Origin of the sequence: Acidovorax sp. LjRoot194, from assembly GCF_964253015.1 — a bacterium.
In the GTDB taxonomy this organism is placed as follows: domain Bacteria; phylum Pseudomonadota; class Gammaproteobacteria; order Burkholderiales; family Burkholderiaceae_C; genus Acidovorax.
This window is the reverse complement of record NZ_CAXUQB020000001.1, coordinates 1,706,897-1,722,106: the sequence shown is the minus strand read 5'-3', so window position 1 is coordinate 1,722,106 and position 15,210 is coordinate 1,706,897. Positions and strand designations below refer to the sequence as shown.

The following is a 15,210-nucleotide window of genomic DNA, read 5'->3' as shown; positions in this document are numbered from 1 at the left end:
ACGCAGCGTGGCAAAGCCGCGAGCTCCTGTGTCCCGACACACAAACCACATTTCCTACTGCCGAGGACGGAGAGATAGGGCGGCGTCCTACCTGTCAGGCAGCCAAGCCCGCGAATGATTGCCGTTTGTCCCGTCTTTCAACATCCACCAGGAGCGCACCCATGGCACGAGCCCCCACGTCGCGCAACGCGACCAAGAGATCGCCGTCCAATTACCCGTCTTCCACACAGTCCGACACCTACCGCGGCAACGCAGGTGAGCTGCAGCAACAAGCCGGTGGCAAGCACCCTGTGCTGACCACCCAGCAGGGCATCCCGGTAGCGGACAACCAGAACTCTTTGCGCCCCTCGCCCCGCGGCCCTGCGCTGCTCGAAGACTTCATCCTGCGCGAGAAGATCACGCACTTCGACCACGAGCGCATCCCCGAGCGCATCGTGCACGCCCGCGGCTCTGGCGCCCACGGGTTTTTCGAGTTGACCCATTCGCTGCGCGACTACACCACGGCCCGCGTGCTGACCGAAGTGGGCGTGCAGACGCCCGTGTTCACGCGCTTTTCCACAGTGGCCGGCGGCGCGGGTTCGGTCGACACCCCGCGCGACGTGCGCGGCTTTGCGGTGAAGTTCTACACGACCGAAGGCAACTGGGACCTGGTAGGCAACAACATTCCGGTGTTCTTCATTCAGGACGCGATGAAGTTCCCCGACCTGGTGCACGCGGTGAAGATGGAGCCCGACCGCGGCTTTCCGCAGGCGGGAAGCGCGCACGACACGTTCTGGGATTTCGTCTCGCTAATGCCCGAGACCCTGCACATGGTGATGTGGGCCATGAGCGACCGCACCCTGCCCCGCAGCCTGCGCATGATGGAGGGCTTTGGCGTGCACAGCTTCCGGCTGGTCAATGCGGACGGCGACAGCACCTTCGTGAAGTTCCACTGGCGGCCCAAGCTGGGCATCCAGTCCACGGTGTGGGACGAGGCGCTGAAGCTGCAGGCCGCCGACAACGACTTTCACCGGCGCGACCTGTTCGAGTCCATCGAGGCGGGCGACTTCCCGGAATGGGAACTGGCCGTGCAACTCTTCACCGAGGAAGAGGCCGAGAATTTCCCCTTCGACCACCTGGACCCCACCAAGCTCGTACCCGAAGAACTGGTGCCGCTGCAGGTCATCGGTCGCATGGTGCTCAACCGCTGGCCCGACAACTTCTTTGCCGAGACCGAGCAGGTGGCTTTCTGCCCCGCGAATGTGCCGCCGGGCATCGACTTCAGCAACGACCCGCTGCTGCAAGGCCGTCTGTTCTCGTACCTGGACACGCAGCTGTCGCGCCTGGGCGGGCCCAACTTTGCGCAGATCCCGATCAATGCGCCCAAGTGCCCCTTCCACAACATGCAGCGCGACGGCCAGATGCAGATGCAGGTGCCCAAGGGCCGCGTGAACTACGAGCCGAGCAGCCTGCAGTCCGACACGCCGCGCGCATCGCAGGCGCAGGGCTTCAGGCACTTCGCGCAGGTGGACGATGGCAAGGGCCAGGGCAAGGGCCGCATCCGCCCCGAGAGCTTTGCCGACCACTACAGCCAGGCGCGCATGTTCTTTCGCAGCCAGAGCCCTCTGGAGCAGTCGCACATCGCGTCGGCCCTGGTGTTCGAGCTGTCCAAGGTGGGCACGCCCCACGTGCGCGAGGCGGTCGTCGGCCACCTGGTGCATGTGGATCCGGCCCTGGCCGAGCGCGTGGCCGCGGGCCTGGGCCTGCCGCAGGTGCCGGCTGCCCCGTCCGCTGCCGAGCCGGTGCGTGATCTGCCGCTGTCCCCGCAGTTGCGCATCATCGACCGTATGAAGCCTACGCTGCAAGGCCGCTGCATCGGCATCCTGGTGGCCGATGGCTCCAATGGCGACACGGTGACCACGCTGCGCAAGGCGCTCGAGAAGGTCGGTGCCACCGTCAAGATCGTGTCGCCCCGGGTGGGCGGCGCCAAGCTGCGCGACGGCACGCTGCTGGCGGCCCACGGGCAACTGGCGGGCACGCCGTCCACAGTGTTCGATGCGGTGGTGTCGGTGCTGACGTCGGAGATGGGCGAGCAGCTGTCGCGCGAAGCGGCGGCGGTGGACTGGTTCCGCGACGCGTTCGGCCACCTCAAGGCGATTGCTGCCGGCAAGGGTTCGCAAGCCTTGCTGAGCGCCGCCGGCATCGAGCCCGATGCCGGTGTGGTGGACCCTGCCAATGTGCAGGGCTTCATCGCCGCAGCCCAGACACGCCAGTGGGCCCGCGAGCCCAAACTGCGCAATCTGGCTTGAGCCTGAGCCTGTGCAGAGGCCACCGGCGACGTGAAGGCCACCGGTGACATGACGCAGCAGGCTGCCACGGCCCTGACAACGGTCAGGGCGTGGCGGCTGAGTTGGCAGTCATGTCTTGGCAGCAACGGTGCCCGGCCGGGCGGGTAGCATGGCTGCGTCGCCTTGAGGCTGCATGGCGACAGGGGTCTGCAGCGACTCTGGCTACGGGCAAATTGGCTACTCCACCGAACCCGGCACACCAGGAACACCTGGCACCCCCGGCGCATCTGCCAGGCTTGCCAGGCCTTTGCCATTGCGCTTGCTGACATAGAGCGCACGGTCGGCTCGGTCCATCAGCGCGGGAACGCCCTCCACCGCAGAGCCTTGCGGGAAGAGTGCCACACCCACACTGGCCCCGATCAACACGTGCTGGCCGTTGTCGAGCCCCATCGGCGTGAGCAGTGCAGCAAGCACCGCGTGGGCCGTCGCCATGGCGGCCTCGGGGGATTCGACGGCGTTGAGCACGAGGGCAAACTCGTCCCCACCCAGCCGCGCGGCCGTGTCGCTGGCGCGGGTGAGGCTCGACAGGCGTTGGGCCACGCGCACCAGCACCTGGTCGCCGCTGGCATGTCCCCGTTCATCGTTGATGGCCTTGAACCCGTCCAGGTCCAGCAGCAACAAGGCACCGGCGCGGTGGTCGCGTTGCGCAGCCAGCACCGCCTGCGACAGGCGGTCCTCGAACAACCGGCGGTTGGGCAAGCCGGTGAGCCGGTCGTGCGTGGCCAGGGCCAGTACCTGCTGGTGCGCTCGCACCAGCCGGGCACTGAGCAGGCCCACCACCACCGCGAACACGTACGACAGCATCACGATCAACGCGGGCGCCTGGCCAGCAGCCTTCCAGCCGCCCACAGGTACTGCACCCAGGATCCAGCTGCCGCCGCCGGGCAGCGGAATGTCGAGCGTGGCCGGCGATTCGTCAAAAAGCTGCGGCCGGCCCACGAACACCGCGCCCTGCGCCCCCATGGCGTCCAGCCCGCGGGCGGCCACCTGAAAGCCCATCTGCTCTGTGTGCAGGCCCACGTCGGCAAACAGCGTGTCGGCGTTGACGGTGAGCGACACGATGCCCCAGTAGCGCGGCCCACCCACCGGTGTCTTGCCGGGCGGGGTGGCCAGGAACACCGGCGTGCGGCTCACGATGCCCAGGCCGCCCTGCACCAGCGGGATGGGGCCAGCCACGACCGTGCGGCGCGTCTGGATGGCCCGCTCCACCGCGTTGCGCTGCTGCGGGTTGTCCAGGTAGTGCAGGCCCAGCGCCCGCTCGTTGCCCAGGCGCGGGTAGATGTCGCTGATGACGTTGTCCGGCGCCAGCGCCAGGTTGCGGATGTTGCGCTGGTGCTCCAGCAGGCGCCCCACCACCGTCGAGAAGATCTCGGGCGACATGCCACCCTGTGCGGACACGAAGGCGGCCACCGTCTCGGGCACCGACAGCGTGCTTTGCAGCTGGCGGTCCAGCCGGTCGCGGATCTGCAGCAGGTGGCTTTGGGCCTGCGCGGCAATCTCGGTGCGCGCCTTGGTGTGCGCGATGTCGATCACCACCCAGGCGAGCAGCGCGGCCAGCGCGCCGCTGCAGAGCCCGGCAACCAGCGGCAGCCGGCGGTGGTGGATCCAGTTGGCGGGCAGGTGGCGCTGGTGCATGGGAGCTGGGGCGACGGGACGCAGTGAAGTGGGCCGGGCCGCGGCCCGGCAGGTGCTGGAAGGCGGGCGTGCAGCGCCGGCTTACTGTGCGACGAAGCCGCTGGTCTTGATGATGCGCGTCCAGGCCTCGGTGTAGGCCTTCTCGCGCGCGCCCAGTTGCTGCGGCGTCATGTGGCCCACGGTCAGGCCCATGGCGGTGAGGTGATCGCGCACGTCGGGCATGGCCACGACCTTGGCCAGCGCTGTGGAGAAGTCGGTGATGAACTTCTGCGGCGTGCCAGCAGGCGCGTAGATGCCGTAGTACGGCAGGTCCTCAAAGCCCTTGAGGCCCATCTCGTCGAAAGTGGGCACATCGGGCATGGCGGCTTGGCGCTTGGTGCCCAGCACGCCTACCACGCGCACCTTGCCGGCCTTGTGGTTCTCGATGAAGTCCTGCACCGACGCCACGCCCGCGCTGATCTGGTTGCCCAGCATGTCGGCCATCATGGGGGCGCTCCCGCGATAGGGGGCGGACACCAGGTCCAGCTGGTATTTCTGGCCCAGCAGCTTGACCAGGAATTCGGGCGTGGACGCAGGTGCCGGAATGCCCACCGCGCCCTTGCCGCCGCCGCTGGCCTTGACCCAGGCCACGTATTCGGTGAACGACTTGGCGGGCGTGCCGCCCGACACCGCGAACGCATTCACGAAGGTGGCAAAGCCGCCCACAGGCACGAAGTCGCGCGCCGGGTCGAAGCCCGGGTTCTTCACCACCTGCGGCAGGATCGAGATGGTGTGGTCGTGCGTGAGGAACAGCGTGGTGCCGTCCGGCGCAGCAGACTTGAGCGCCTGCGCGGCGATCTGCCCGCCTGCGCCGGGGCGGTTTTCCACCACCACGGGCTGGCCCAGCTCGTCCTTGAGCTTTTCGGCCAGCGTGCGCGCAATGGCATCGGTGCCGCCACCGGGCGGAAAGCCCACCAGCAGGCGGATGGGCTTGGGGGTCTGGGCAAAGGCCAGGCCCATGGTCAGCGCGGCGCCCGCCAGGGCACCGGTACACAAAAGGCGGGACAGCAGGCTGCGGCGAGAAGTCGTCGTCATGTCGGAACTCCGGGTCGGTGAGGTGGTTGCAACGCAGGCGCAAAAATCACGCCAGACGGGCGCGGTGGCGTGCGACTTGCGTGCGCACTTGCGCGGGCGCGGTGCCGCCCAGCGTGTTGCGCGCGTTGAGCGAGCCGCGCAGGCTCAGCACCTCGTACACGTCCTTTTCGATCTGGGGGTGAAAGCCCTGCAGCACCGTCAGGGGCAATTCCGAGAGGTCGCACGCATGCGACTGGGCCGCCTTCACGGCGTGGGCCACGGTCTCGTGCGCATCGCGAAACGGCAGGCCCTTCTTGACCAGGTAGTCGGCCAGGTCGGTGGCGGTGGCATAGCCCTTGAGTGCCGCCTGCTCCATGGCCTGCGGGTTGACGGTGATGCCGCCTTCCTTCTGGCCGGTGGCGGGGTTCAGCTGGCCGCCCACCATCTCGGCGAAGATGCGCAGTGTGTCCTTGAGCGTATCCACCGTGTCGAACAGCGGCTCCTTGTCTTCCTGGTTGTCCTTGTTGTAGGCCAGGGGCTGGCCCTTCATCAGGGTGATCAGGCCCATGAGGTGGCCGACTACGCGGCCGGTCTTGCCGCGCGCGAGTTCGGGCACGTCGGGGTTCTTCTTCTGCGGCATGATCGATGAGCCGGTGGTGAAGCGGTCGGCGATCTTGATGAAGCCGAAGTTCTGGCTCATCCAGATGATGAGTTCTTCGGACAGGCGGCTCACGTGCACCATGCACAGGCTGGCGGCGGCGGTGAATTCGATGGCGAAGTCGCGGTCGCTCACGGCGTCCAGGCTGTTCTGGCAGACCACGGGGGCGCCATTCGCATCCAGCATGCCCAGCGTCTTGGCCACGCGCTCGCGGTCCAGCGGGTAGGTGGTGCCGGCCAGGGCCGCACTGCCCAGCGGCAGCACGTTGGTGCGGCGGCGTACGTCGGCCATGCGGTCGGCGTCGCGCGCAAACATTTCCACATAAGCCAGCATGTGGTGGCCAAAGCTCACGGGCTGGGCCACCTGCAGGTGGGTGAAGCCAGGCAGGATCACTTCGACATTCTGCTCGGCCACGTCCACCAGCGACACCTGCAGTTCTTTCAGCAGGTCGCCGATCAAGTCGATCTCGCCGCGCAGCCACAGGCGCACGTCGGTGGCGACCTGGTCGTTGCGGCTGCGGCCGGTGTGCAGGCGCTTGCCAGCGTCGCCCACCAGTTGGGTCAGGCGCGCTTCGATGTTCAGGTGCACGTCTTCCAGATCGAGCTTCCATTCGAACGCGCCGGACTCGATCTCGGACGTGATCTGCGCCATGCCGCGCTGGATGGAGGCATGGTCTTCAGCGCCGATGATGCCCTGCGCTGCCAGCATCTCGGCGTGCGCCAGGCTGCCCGCGATGTCGGCCTGCCACAGGCGCTTGTCGAAGAACACGCTGGAGGTGTAGCGCTTGACCAGGTCGCTCATGGGCTCGGAGAACAGCGCCGACCAGGCCTGTGCCTTGGTGTCGAGCTGGTTGTGGGACGGCGCAGACGGCGTGGCGCTGGTGGCTTGGGCTTTGGACATAGGAGGGCAATAATCCGGAGGTTCAGACACCCGGACTGCCCGGATGCCGCAATGCAAAACACGCAAATTTTATCGACCCCGCCTCCCCCTCCGGATTCCGCCCCGTTGAACGGTGCTGGGCGGGGCCTGCGCCCCGGGCCCGGACAGTCCCGTGGCGGCACGGCGCCACCGCGGCGCGCGCTGGTGTTTGACGCCTGCCAGGTAGGCGTGGTGCTGCGGGCCGTGCTATTCGTGGAGCTGGTGGTGGGCGTGGGCGCGATGTATGGCGCGCGCTCCCCGGCGGAGTGGCTGGCCACGCTGGCGCTGCTGACCGGCGGCGCGCTGCCGGCCACGCTGGTGTGGTTGATCACGGCCTGCAGCTTGAAGACGCTGCTGCAGCGCCTGTCCACGGCGCTGCAGTACGCCGCGGGCCTGCTGCTGGGCGCGCTGGCCGGGGCGTACGCCTGCGCCATGCTCACGCTCGTGTCGCAGACCACGGCGCCCCCGTGGATGGCGAGCGCCGCCACCGGAGCACTGCTGGCGGCCATTCTGGTGGCGGCGCTGGTGCTGCGCGCACGCGGCCGCACACCCGCGGCCACCACGGCGCGCCTGACCGAGCTGCAGTCGCGCATTCGTCCCCACTTCCTGTTCAACACCCTCAACAGCGCCATCGCCCTGGTGCGCGAAGAACCCGCCAAGGCGGAGTCGCTGCTGGAAGACCTGTCCGACCTGTTCCGCCACGCGCTCATCGAGCAGGGCGAATCGGTCACGCTGGCCGAGGAGATCACCCTGGCACGGCGCTACCTGGCGATCGAAGAGGTGCGTTTTGGCACGCGGCTGCAAGTGCAGTGGAGCCTGGACCCGCGCACCGACGGGGCGCGCCTGCCGCCGCTGCTGCTGCAGCCGCTGGTGGAAAACGCCGTCAAGCACGGCGTGGAGCCCAGCGCGCGTGGCGGCCGGCTGCGCGTGCTGACCGAGCTGCGCGGCAGCCGCGTGGTGGTGCGCATCACCAACACCCTGCCGGCCAAGGACGAGCGGGGCGGCAAGGGCGACGAGCCCAGCACCAAAGGCCATGGCATTGCCCTGGCCAACGTGCGCGCCCGGCTGGCGCTGCTGCACGATGTGCAGGGCGAATTCACAGCGGGCGTGCAGGACGGCCTGTACCAGGTCCGCATCACCCTGCCCGCCCCTGAAGAAAAGCACCGCAGCCCCCGCACCGAAGGCAGGGGCCGCACGCGTGACCGTGACCGTGGAGCGCCGCGTACTCCGGGCCGGGGCGCCCCCACTCCCCGGCGCGGCGCCGTGCCCGCCCCTGCCGATGCCTCATTGCCCACCGACGACCGCCCATGAACATCCTCATCGTTGACGACGAAACCCTGGCCCGCAGCCGGCTGCGCACCCTGCTGTCCGACTGCGCAGAAGGCATGCCCACCCCGCGCATGACGGTAGCCGAGGCCGCCAATGCCGGCGAGGCCATGGCCCAGCTGGGCCCCACGGGCGGGCGCGCTTTCGACGTGGTGCTGTTGGACATCCACATGCCTGGGCAGGACGGCCTGTCGCTGGCCCACGCCCTGCAGGGCCTGCCCCACCCGCCCGCCGTGGTGTTCGTGACGGCCCACATGGACCATGCGGTCAGCGCTTTCGAACTGGACGCCACCGACTACCTGACCAAGCCGGTGCGCCGCGAACGCCTCCAGCAGGCCCTGGCCAAGGTGCAGCGCAGCGCCCGGCCGCCGGGCACCGCCGCCGCGCCCGGAGGAGCGAGCGACGGCGAAACCCTGCTGATCCAGGACCGCGGCCGCACTGAGCGTCTGCCGCTGGCCGAGGTGCTGTACTTCAAAGCCGAGCAGAAGTACGTCACCGTGCGCACCGCCACACGCAGCTACATCATGGACGGCGCCCTGAGCGAGCTGGAGAGCAAGTTCGCGCCCCGCTTCATGCGCATCCACCGCAACGCCCTGGTCGCCCGCCGCGCCGTGCGCGCGCTGGAAAAGCACTACGACCCCGAAGAAGGAGAAGGCTGGGCCGTGCGGCTGCAAGGGTCGACAGAACTGCTGGCGGTGTCGCGCCGGCAGGTGGCGGCGGTGCGGGAAGAGCTGGCGAGGTGAGGCCCCTTTGAGGCGCTGAGCGCCTTCCCGCCGGGGGGCGCCACACGGTGGACTGGCGCCGCCAGATCAACGGTGTCGCTGGCAAGGTAGCGCCCCAGCGGCGACCGCAGCCGTCCGTGCTGGGTGCACCGAAATTGGATTAAATTTAGCCCCTACCGCTTGCCTGTATTGCGCCAACAGCTATTAATAAGATAGCAATTCAGCCAATGCACATTGCCTCTGTGGGCCCCGTGCAGGGGCCCAGGCTCAATGCCCGTGCGCCGCGCCGCTCACCAGCGTGACGATGACCATGCCTGCGATCAGCCAGGCGATCTGCGCCACGGTTTCACGCGCAGTCAGGCGCTTTTGCAGTTGCGGGATCAAGTCGGCCAGTGCCACGTAGACAAAGCTGCTGGAGGCTACGGCCAGGAAGTACGGCAGCAGGTCCTGCAGCTGCCCCACCAGAAAGTAGCCGACCACGCCGCCCAGCGCCGTCACCGCGCCCGCCAGGGACACCTTCACCAGCGCCATTCGCCGGTTGGGGCTGGTCTGGCGCAACACCACCAGGTCGCCCATGTGGTGGGGCACCTCGTGCGCCAGCACCGACACGGCGGCGATCACGCCCAGGCGGATATCGGCCAAAAAGGCGGATGCAATGAGGATGCCGTCGCCAAAACAATGAACGCTGTCGCCCGTCAGCACCGCCCAGCCGCCAGCGCGCGGGCCATGGTGGTGGTCGTGGTGCGCATGGTCGTGGTCGTGGCTGTGCTCAGCGCCGCCGTGCGGGTGCGCGGGCACGGCGGCCTGTGCGCCGTGGCTGTGCTCGTGCCCGTGGTGCCACAGCTCGGCCTTGTCGAGCAGAAAGAAGAACACCACGCCCACCAACAACGTGGCAAACAGGTCGTGCGCGCCGGCCTGGCTCTCGAAGGCTTCGGGCAGCAGGTGCATGAAGGCCGTGGCCAGCAGCGCGCCGGCCGCCAGGCTCAGCAGGTGCTGGGGCCCTACGCTGTCCGACCGCCCGCCCAGGCCCAGCCGCATCAACAACGCGGCCAGCCATACGCTGCCAATGCCTGCGGCCAATGTGGCCAGGATGATTGCTATCAAAGTCATAGCTTCTTGTGCTTTATGGATCAGCGCCAGCGCGTATTTTCTTTCAAATGTCCGTGCCCTGCCGCAGGGGTAAAAAAAGCCGCCCCTCGGGGCGGCTTCGGCTGCGGCAGATGGGCCGTGGCTGTCACACCACGCCGTTTTTGCTGAACCAGGCCAGCGCCCGCTTCCAGCCGTCTTCGGCCGCTTCCTTGCGGTAGCTGGGGCGGTAGTCGGCATGGAAGGCGTGGGGCGCGTCAGGGTACACCACGAACTCCGAGGCCTTGGCCTGCGGTGAACCACTGGCCAGGGCAGCTTTCATCTTATCAACCGTGTCAAGAGGGATGCCGGTGTCTTTTTCGCCATAGAGGCCGAGCACCGGGGCCTTGAGGATGGGGGCGATGTCCACCGGGTGCTTGGGCGTGAGGTCGCTCGCCTGGCCCACAAGGCGGCCGTACCAGGCCACGCCGGCCTTCACCGGGCCGTGGGCTGCGTACAGCCAGGTGATGCGGCCACCCCAGCAGAAGCCGGTGATGCCTACGCGCGCGCCGTCGCCGCCGTTGGCCGTGGCCCACGCCACGGCGCCGTCCAGGTCGGCCATCACCTGGGCATCGGGCACCTTGGAGACGACTTCGGCCATCAGCTTAGCGACGTCAGTGTATTTCGATGGGTCACCCTGGCGCGCATACAGCTGCGGCGCGATGGCCAGGTAGCCCGCCTTGGCAAAGCGGCGGCAGGTGTCGGCGATGTATTCGTGCACGCCGAAGATCTCCTGGATCACCAGGATCACCGGCAGGCCCGTCTTGCCCGCTGGGGCGGCGCGGTACGCCGGTACCTTGAAGCCATTGACCGTGAAGCTCACCTCCCCGGCCGTGAGGCCGTCGCTGGGCGTGGCGATGGCCGTCTGCGCCATGATGGGCGCGGCAGCGGCGGCGTAGCCCAGGCCCAGCGCAGCCTGCAGCGCGGTGCGGCGGGTGGCGCCGGACTCGGTGGTGCGGCCGGGCAACAGTGCGTTGGCGTCGGAATGGAGGTCTTCAGTGAGCATCGGTTTCTCCAGGAATTGAAACAAAGACAGACAACAGAACCTGTTCTCAGGAACGGCCCCGCAGTCTAGGGGCTTTATGCAACGGCTGCAGCGCAGGTTGGAACTCTGGGGGAATTAATGGATGACACGCCCCGAACTTTCTGCGAACCTGTCCAGGGTTTGACCGGTCCGCCCGCCATGCCGCACCATGCAGGTGCACGTCAGCACCCGCGCAACGGCCCATCGCCCCCCGTGCCCCGCCCTGCGTCCGCCAACCTGGGACCCACCGACCATGACCGCTGCCCCACCGCGCGAAGAACCTGTGGCACCCCTGGTGGCCGCGGTGTGCGGTGTGTGCGTCGCCATGGGGCTGGGTCTGCTGGCCTGGGCACTGGCCAGCCACACGCTGACCGCGCCCGTTCGTGCTGCATTCGTCGCTGCCGGCGTGCTGCTGCCGGTGCTCGTCGGCATGCACTGGCGACTGGCGCGGCGCATCCAGCGGCTGCAAGCCGATGCCAGTGGCGCGCAGCAGGCGGCGCAGCGCGCCAGTGCGCAGCTGCTGGCCACGCTCGACATCCTGCCCGACGGCCTGGCCATCTACGACGCGGACGACCGCCTGGTGCTGTGCAACGCACGCTACCGCGAAGTGGCGCCGGGCACCGACATGCCGCTGGCGTACGGCACCCGTTTTGAAGACGCGTTGCGCCGCGCCGCCAGCTCGGGCCAGATCATGGATGCGCTGCCGGACGTCGAAGCCTGGCTGGCCGGCCGCTTGGCGCGCCACCGCGCACCGGGCGGGCCCGAGGTGCAAGAGGTGCGCGGCGACCGCTGGATGCAGATGACGGAGCGCACGCTGGACGGTGGCGGCGTGGTGGTGCTGCGCAGCGACATCACCGACGTGGTGCACAAGGAGCGCGCACTCAAGCAGGCCCTGCAGCACGCCGAACGCGCCGAGCGCAGCCTGCGCGAAGCGGTGGATGCGATGCCCGCGGGCCTGGAAATTTACGACGAGAACGACCGGCTGGTGCTGTGCAACGAGCACATGGCCCGCCTGCGACCACAGGTGCCCGTGCAGGAACTGATGGGCCGCACCTACGAAGAGCTGCTGCGCGAGGGCCTGCGCCACGGCATCCCCGCAGAGGCCGCGGGGCAGGAGGAGCTGTGGCTGGCGCACGAGCTGGCCATCCGCGGCCACCGCCCCGGCCCCGAGGTGCGCCACTACCCCGGTGGTGCGTGGATGCACATGCACGAAAGCCGCACGCCATCGGGCATGACGGTGTGCGTGCGCCTGGACATCACCGACCTCATCGAGCAGCGCCAGGTGGCCGAGGCCGCCCGCCAGGAAAGCCTGCACATCCGCCAACTGCTGGAACGCGCGGTCGAAGCGTTGCCGGTCAGCATCGAGATCTTCGACGAGCAGGACCGGCTGGTGCTCTACAACCAGCAGCTGTCGCGCATGTACCCGCACATGAACTATGCGGAGCACCTGGGCAGCAGCTTTGCCGACATCCTGCGGCATTCGGTGGACCGGGGGTTGATCCCGTCGGCCCACGGCCGCGAGGAGGCCTGGATCGCCGAGCGCCTATCCGAACACGGCAGCCGCACCTCCACGCTGGTACAGCGCCTGGCTGACGGGCGCTGGATCAACATCTACGAGACCCGCACGCCAGAAAACTACGTGGTGGCCGTGCGCCTGGATATCACCGACCTGATCGGGCAGCGCCAGGCGCTAGAGGCCGCGCAGGAAGAAGCGCACGCCGCGCGCGAACTTCTGCAGGACGCGGTCGAATCACTGCCCGAGGGCTTTGCGCTCTTCGATGCGGACGACAAGCTCGTGGTGTGCAACGCCCAGTACCGCAAGCTCTACCCCATCTCCGCGCCGATGATCGTGGCGGGCAGCACCTTCGAGCAGATTGCGCGCTACGGCGCAGAGCGCGGGCAATACCTGGACGCCGTGGGCAACGAGGAGGCCTGGATCGTGCAACGTGTCGCCGACCACCGCGCCGCCAGCCAGGCCGCTCTGCAGCGCCTGCCGGAGGGGCGCTGGCTGCAGGCCGACGAACGGCGCACACCGCAGGGCGGCATCGCTGGCGTGCGCACCGATGTGACCCAACTGGTGCGCAAGGAGCAGGAGCTGGCGGCCGCCAACGAAAAGCTGGCCCTGCTGTCCACCACCGACGGCGTCACCGGCATCGGCAACCGGCGCCGCTTCGACGAGCGGCTGGCCACCGAATGGCAACGCTGCGGCCGCCACCAGGCGCCGCTGGCGGTGGTGATGATCGACATCGACCACTTCAAGCTCTACAACGACCACTATGGCCACATCGCAGGCGACGAGTGCCTGCGCCGCGTGGCCCAACTGCTGCAGGCCACCATCCGCCGCGCCGACGAGGTGGCCGCCCGCTACGGCGGAGAAGAGTTCGTGCTGCTGCTGCCCGACACCCTGCTGCCCGATGCCGCCACCGTGGCCCAGCGCTGCATGGACAGCCTGCGTGCCGCCGCCCTGCCCCACCCGCGCTCGCCCAACGCCGCCATGCTCACGCTGAGCATCGGCGTCGCCAGTGTGGTGCCGCACCCCGACGCGGGCTCCGCCACCCTGGTGCAGGCGGCAGACGCGGCGCTGTACCGCGCCAAGCGTGGCGGGCGCAACCGGTTCGAGGTGTTCTTGGCCCTGCCCGCCGCACTCACTGCGGCACAAAGTCAGACGGGTACTTGAGCGAGTCCACCAGCAGGTGCGGCATCCGCATGTGCAGGTTCAGCCCCTGGGGCGGGATGGGCGAGGTGAACCACTTGTCGTACAGGCGATGCAGCTCGCGCGTCAGGATCAACCGGCGCAATTCGGCATCCACCACGGCCTTGAGCTCGGGGTTGCCGCGCTCGAACGCGATGGCGTAGGGCTCGATGGTCATGGGCTTGCCGATGACTTTCAGGTCTTCGGGCCGGCTGTGGTTGGCGCGCAGGCCAAAGAGCAGCACATCGTCCATCGCGAAGCCTTCGACCTTGCCATCGACCACCCAGCCAAAGCCCTCGGCATGGTCCTTGGCAGGCTCGATCTTCACGCGCACGGACTTGGCCGCGGCCTCGCGCGCCAGCGAGTCGATGTTGGTCGTGCCCACCGTGGAAGCGATCGTCTTGCCGTCCAGGTCTTCGACGCGCGAATACGGCTTGCCGCTTTGCACCACGATGCGCGAAGAGGCGATGAAGTGCGCAATGGTGAAGGCCACGCGCTCGCGGCGCGCTGCGGTGTTGGTGGTGGAGCCGCACTCCAGGTCGACCTCGCCCTTCTCGATGGCGTCGAACCGGTTGCCCGACGTGACCAGGCGGTAGGCCACCCGCGGCGCGGGCAGCTTGAGGTGGCGGCCCAGCGCCTGCGCGATCTGCAAGCACACGTCCACGCTGTAGCCCATGGGCGTGCCAAGGGCCACGTACGACATGGGCACGGACGACTCGCGGTGCCCGATGACCACCGTGCCGGTAGCGCGGATGCGATCGAGCGTGCGGCCGGGGGCCTGTGGTGCCGTGGCACCCCCTGCCACCACGCCCGCGGCAGGCTGGGCCTGGGCAGCACAGCTGGCCCAGGCCATGGCCAGCGCGGCGCAGAGCGCTGCAGGCCACAGCGGCTGCCGCAGGCCTGGAGGGAAGTGCCGCATGAGCAAGTGGCGCATGGTGTTCAGTCCCGGCAGGATGCAGGCTGCGCCGCATCTCGGTAGGCATGCCGCGCCAGCGCGCCGGCCAGCACCAGCGTGGGGTTGACCAGCGCCACGCCCGGCAGGCGCGGGCTGTCGCTCAGCGCCAGCGGAATCTCGGTGCAGCCCATGATGAGCGTGGACACGTTGTGGCGCTGCTGCAGGGCTCGCGAGACGGATTCGAAGCGGTCGCGCGCCAGGGCGTAGTTGCCGGCCTTCACGCCGTCGTAGATGCCCTGCATCAGCACGTCCTGCTCCGCCGCCGTGGGCACGAAGCACTCGATGCCGCTGCGTGCCAGCTCGCGCTGGTACAGGCCCGCGTCGTAGGCACCGCGGGTGGCCAGCAGGCCCACTCCCTGCACCTGTTGGGCAGCCAAGCCTGCCACCACTTCCTGCATGCCGTGCAGCACCACCATCTGCGGAAACCGCTGCTGCAGCAGGCCATGCCAGGCGTGCGCCGTGTTGCAGGCAATGGCCACCACGCGCGCGCCCAGCGCGGCCAGCCGGCCGGTGGCCTGCAGCATGGGCTCGGCCGGCTGGTGCGCGCCCTCGCGCGTGTCGTTTAGCGCGGCCGTTCGGTCCGGAATGGGCACCTGGGCCAGCCAGTGCTCGGGGTAGGCCTGGTCGTGCACGGGGATGCCCAGGGCAGCCATGCGGTCGGTGCAGGCCTGCACGAACAGGCGCACGAAGTCGGCCCCCGCGGCAGGGCCCATGCCGCCGAGGATCCCCACCACCTGGGGCTGCGGGCTGTGGCTTGCAGACACTGGCATGCGCG

At 68.7% G+C, this 15,210-nt stretch carries 11 protein-coding genes; 4 read left to right on the top strand and 7 right to left on the bottom strand.

Features of this window, described 5'->3' with window-relative positions:
• Positions 1-161 precede the first annotated feature (161 nt).
• Positions 162-2,288: a catalase gene (locus ACSQ3N_RS07885; RefSeq protein WP_436146010.1), complete on the top strand. Its 2,127-nt coding sequence runs from the start codon at positions 162-164 to the stop codon at positions 2,286-2,288.
• 216 nt (positions 2,289-2,504) lie between these two features.
• Here the strand turns inward: ACSQ3N_RS07885 and ACSQ3N_RS07880 are convergent, their stop codons facing one another.
• The 3 genes from ACSQ3N_RS07880 to argH all read right to left on the bottom strand — a co-directional run bounded on the left by ACSQ3N_RS07880 (position 2,505) and on the right by argH (position 6,573).
• A complete protein-coding gene (locus ACSQ3N_RS07880) occupies positions 2,505-3,962 on the bottom strand; it encodes a diguanylate cyclase domain-containing protein (RefSeq protein WP_436146009.1) in 1,458 nt (485 codons plus the stop codon).
• A gap of 81 nt (positions 3,963-4,043) precedes the next feature.
• On the bottom strand, positions 4,044-5,036 hold the full coding sequence (locus tag ACSQ3N_RS07875; RefSeq protein ID WP_436146008.1) for a Bug family tripartite tricarboxylate transporter substrate binding protein: 993 nt from the start codon (positions 5,034-5,036) through the stop codon (positions 4,044-4,046).
• Positions 5,037-5,082: 46 nt separating this feature from the next.
• Positions 5,083-6,573, bottom strand: coding sequence for an argininosuccinate lyase (argH, locus tag ACSQ3N_RS07870; RefSeq protein ID WP_436146007.1), 1,491 nt, complete (start codon positions 6,571-6,573; stop codon positions 5,083-5,085).
• A gap of 51 nt (positions 6,574-6,624) precedes the next feature.
• Between argH and ACSQ3N_RS07865 the strand changes: the two genes are divergently transcribed.
• The gene (locus ACSQ3N_RS07865; RefSeq protein WP_436146006.1) at positions 6,625-7,902 is read left to right on the top strand and encodes a sensor histidine kinase; all 1,278 of its coding nucleotides are present in this window, start codon (positions 6,625-6,627) and stop codon (positions 7,900-7,902) included.
• The gene (locus ACSQ3N_RS07860; protein WP_436146005.1) at positions 7,899-8,660 is read left to right on the top strand and encodes a LytR/AlgR family response regulator transcription factor; all 762 of its coding nucleotides are present in this window, start codon (positions 7,899-7,901) and stop codon (positions 8,658-8,660) included. Before ACSQ3N_RS07865 ends, ACSQ3N_RS07860 begins: the two co-directional genes overlap by 4 nt.
• Before the next feature lie 246 nt (positions 8,661-8,906).
• On the opposite strand, the gene ACSQ3N_RS07855 is transcribed toward ACSQ3N_RS07860, so the two are convergent.
• Both ACSQ3N_RS07855 and ACSQ3N_RS07850 read right to left on the bottom strand, forming a co-directional pair.
• A complete protein-coding gene (locus ACSQ3N_RS07855) occupies positions 8,907-9,749 on the bottom strand; it encodes a ZIP family metal transporter (RefSeq protein WP_056161980.1) in 843 nt (280 codons plus the stop codon).
• Between the two features lie 124 nt (positions 9,750-9,873).
• Complete coding sequence (locus tag ACSQ3N_RS07850; protein WP_436146004.1) at positions 9,874-10,770, bottom strand: dienelactone hydrolase family protein; 897 nt, start codon at positions 10,768-10,770, stop codon at positions 9,874-9,876.
• Between the two features lie 271 nt (positions 10,771-11,041).
• Here ACSQ3N_RS07850 and ACSQ3N_RS07845 point away from each other — a divergent pair, with 271 nt between their 5' ends.
• Positions 11,042-13,465 carry a PAS-domain containing protein gene (locus ACSQ3N_RS07845; protein WP_436146003.1) on the top strand — a complete coding sequence of 808 codons (2,424 nt, stop codon included), beginning with the start codon at positions 11,042-11,044 and terminating at the stop codon, positions 13,463-13,465.
• Here the strand turns inward: ACSQ3N_RS07845 and ACSQ3N_RS07840 are convergent.
• A complete protein-coding gene (locus ACSQ3N_RS07840) occupies positions 13,434-14,414 on the bottom strand; it encodes an amino acid ABC transporter substrate-binding protein (RefSeq protein ID WP_436146002.1) in 981 nt (326 codons plus the stop codon). The genes ACSQ3N_RS07845 and ACSQ3N_RS07840 overlap by 32 nt on opposite strands.
• 5 nt (positions 14,415-14,419) lie before the next feature.
• Positions 14,420-15,205, bottom strand: a complete 786-nt coding sequence (locus tag ACSQ3N_RS07835; RefSeq protein ID WP_436146001.1) for an aspartate/glutamate racemase family protein — start codon at positions 15,203-15,205, stop codon at positions 14,420-14,422.
• Between the last annotated feature and the right edge of the window lie 5 nt (positions 15,206-15,210).

Bases quoted from the DNA above. Each gene is read 5' to 3' on its own strand.
- ACSQ3N_RS07885 (WP_436146010.1), top strand. From the start codon at position 162: ATGGCACGAGCCCCCACGTCGCGCAACGCGACCAAGAGATCGCCGTCC.
- ACSQ3N_RS07880 (WP_436146009.1), bottom strand. From the start codon at position 3,962: ATGCACCAGCGCCACCTGCCCGCCAACTGGATCCACCACCGCCGGCTG.
- ACSQ3N_RS07875 (WP_436146008.1), bottom strand. From the start codon at position 5,036: ATGACGACGACTTCTCGCCGCAGCCTGCTGTCCCGCCTTTTGTGTACC.
- argH (WP_436146007.1), bottom strand. From the start codon at position 6,573: ATGTCCAAAGCCCAAGCCACCAGCGCCACGCCGTCTGCGCCGTCCCAC.
- ACSQ3N_RS07865 (WP_436146006.1), top strand. From the start codon at position 6,625: ATGCAAAACACGCAAATTTTATCGACCCCGCCTCCCCCTCCGGATTCC.
- ACSQ3N_RS07860 (WP_436146005.1), top strand. From the start codon at position 7,899: ATGAACATCCTCATCGTTGACGACGAAACCCTGGCCCGCAGCCGGCTG.
- ACSQ3N_RS07855 (WP_056161980.1), bottom strand. From the start codon at position 9,749: ATGACTTTGATAGCAATCATCCTGGCCACATTGGCCGCAGGCATTGGC.
- ACSQ3N_RS07850 (WP_436146004.1), bottom strand. From the start codon at position 10,770: ATGCTCACTGAAGACCTCCATTCCGACGCCAACGCACTGTTGCCCGGC.
- ACSQ3N_RS07845 (WP_436146003.1), top strand. From the start codon at position 11,042: ATGACCGCTGCCCCACCGCGCGAAGAACCTGTGGCACCCCTGGTGGCC.
- ACSQ3N_RS07840 (WP_436146002.1), bottom strand. From the start codon at position 14,414: ATGCGCCACTTGCTCATGCGGCACTTCCCTCCAGGCCTGCGGCAGCCG.
- ACSQ3N_RS07835 (WP_436146001.1), bottom strand. From the start codon at position 15,205: ATGCCAGTGTCTGCAAGCCACAGCCCGCAGCCCCAGGTGGTGGGGATC.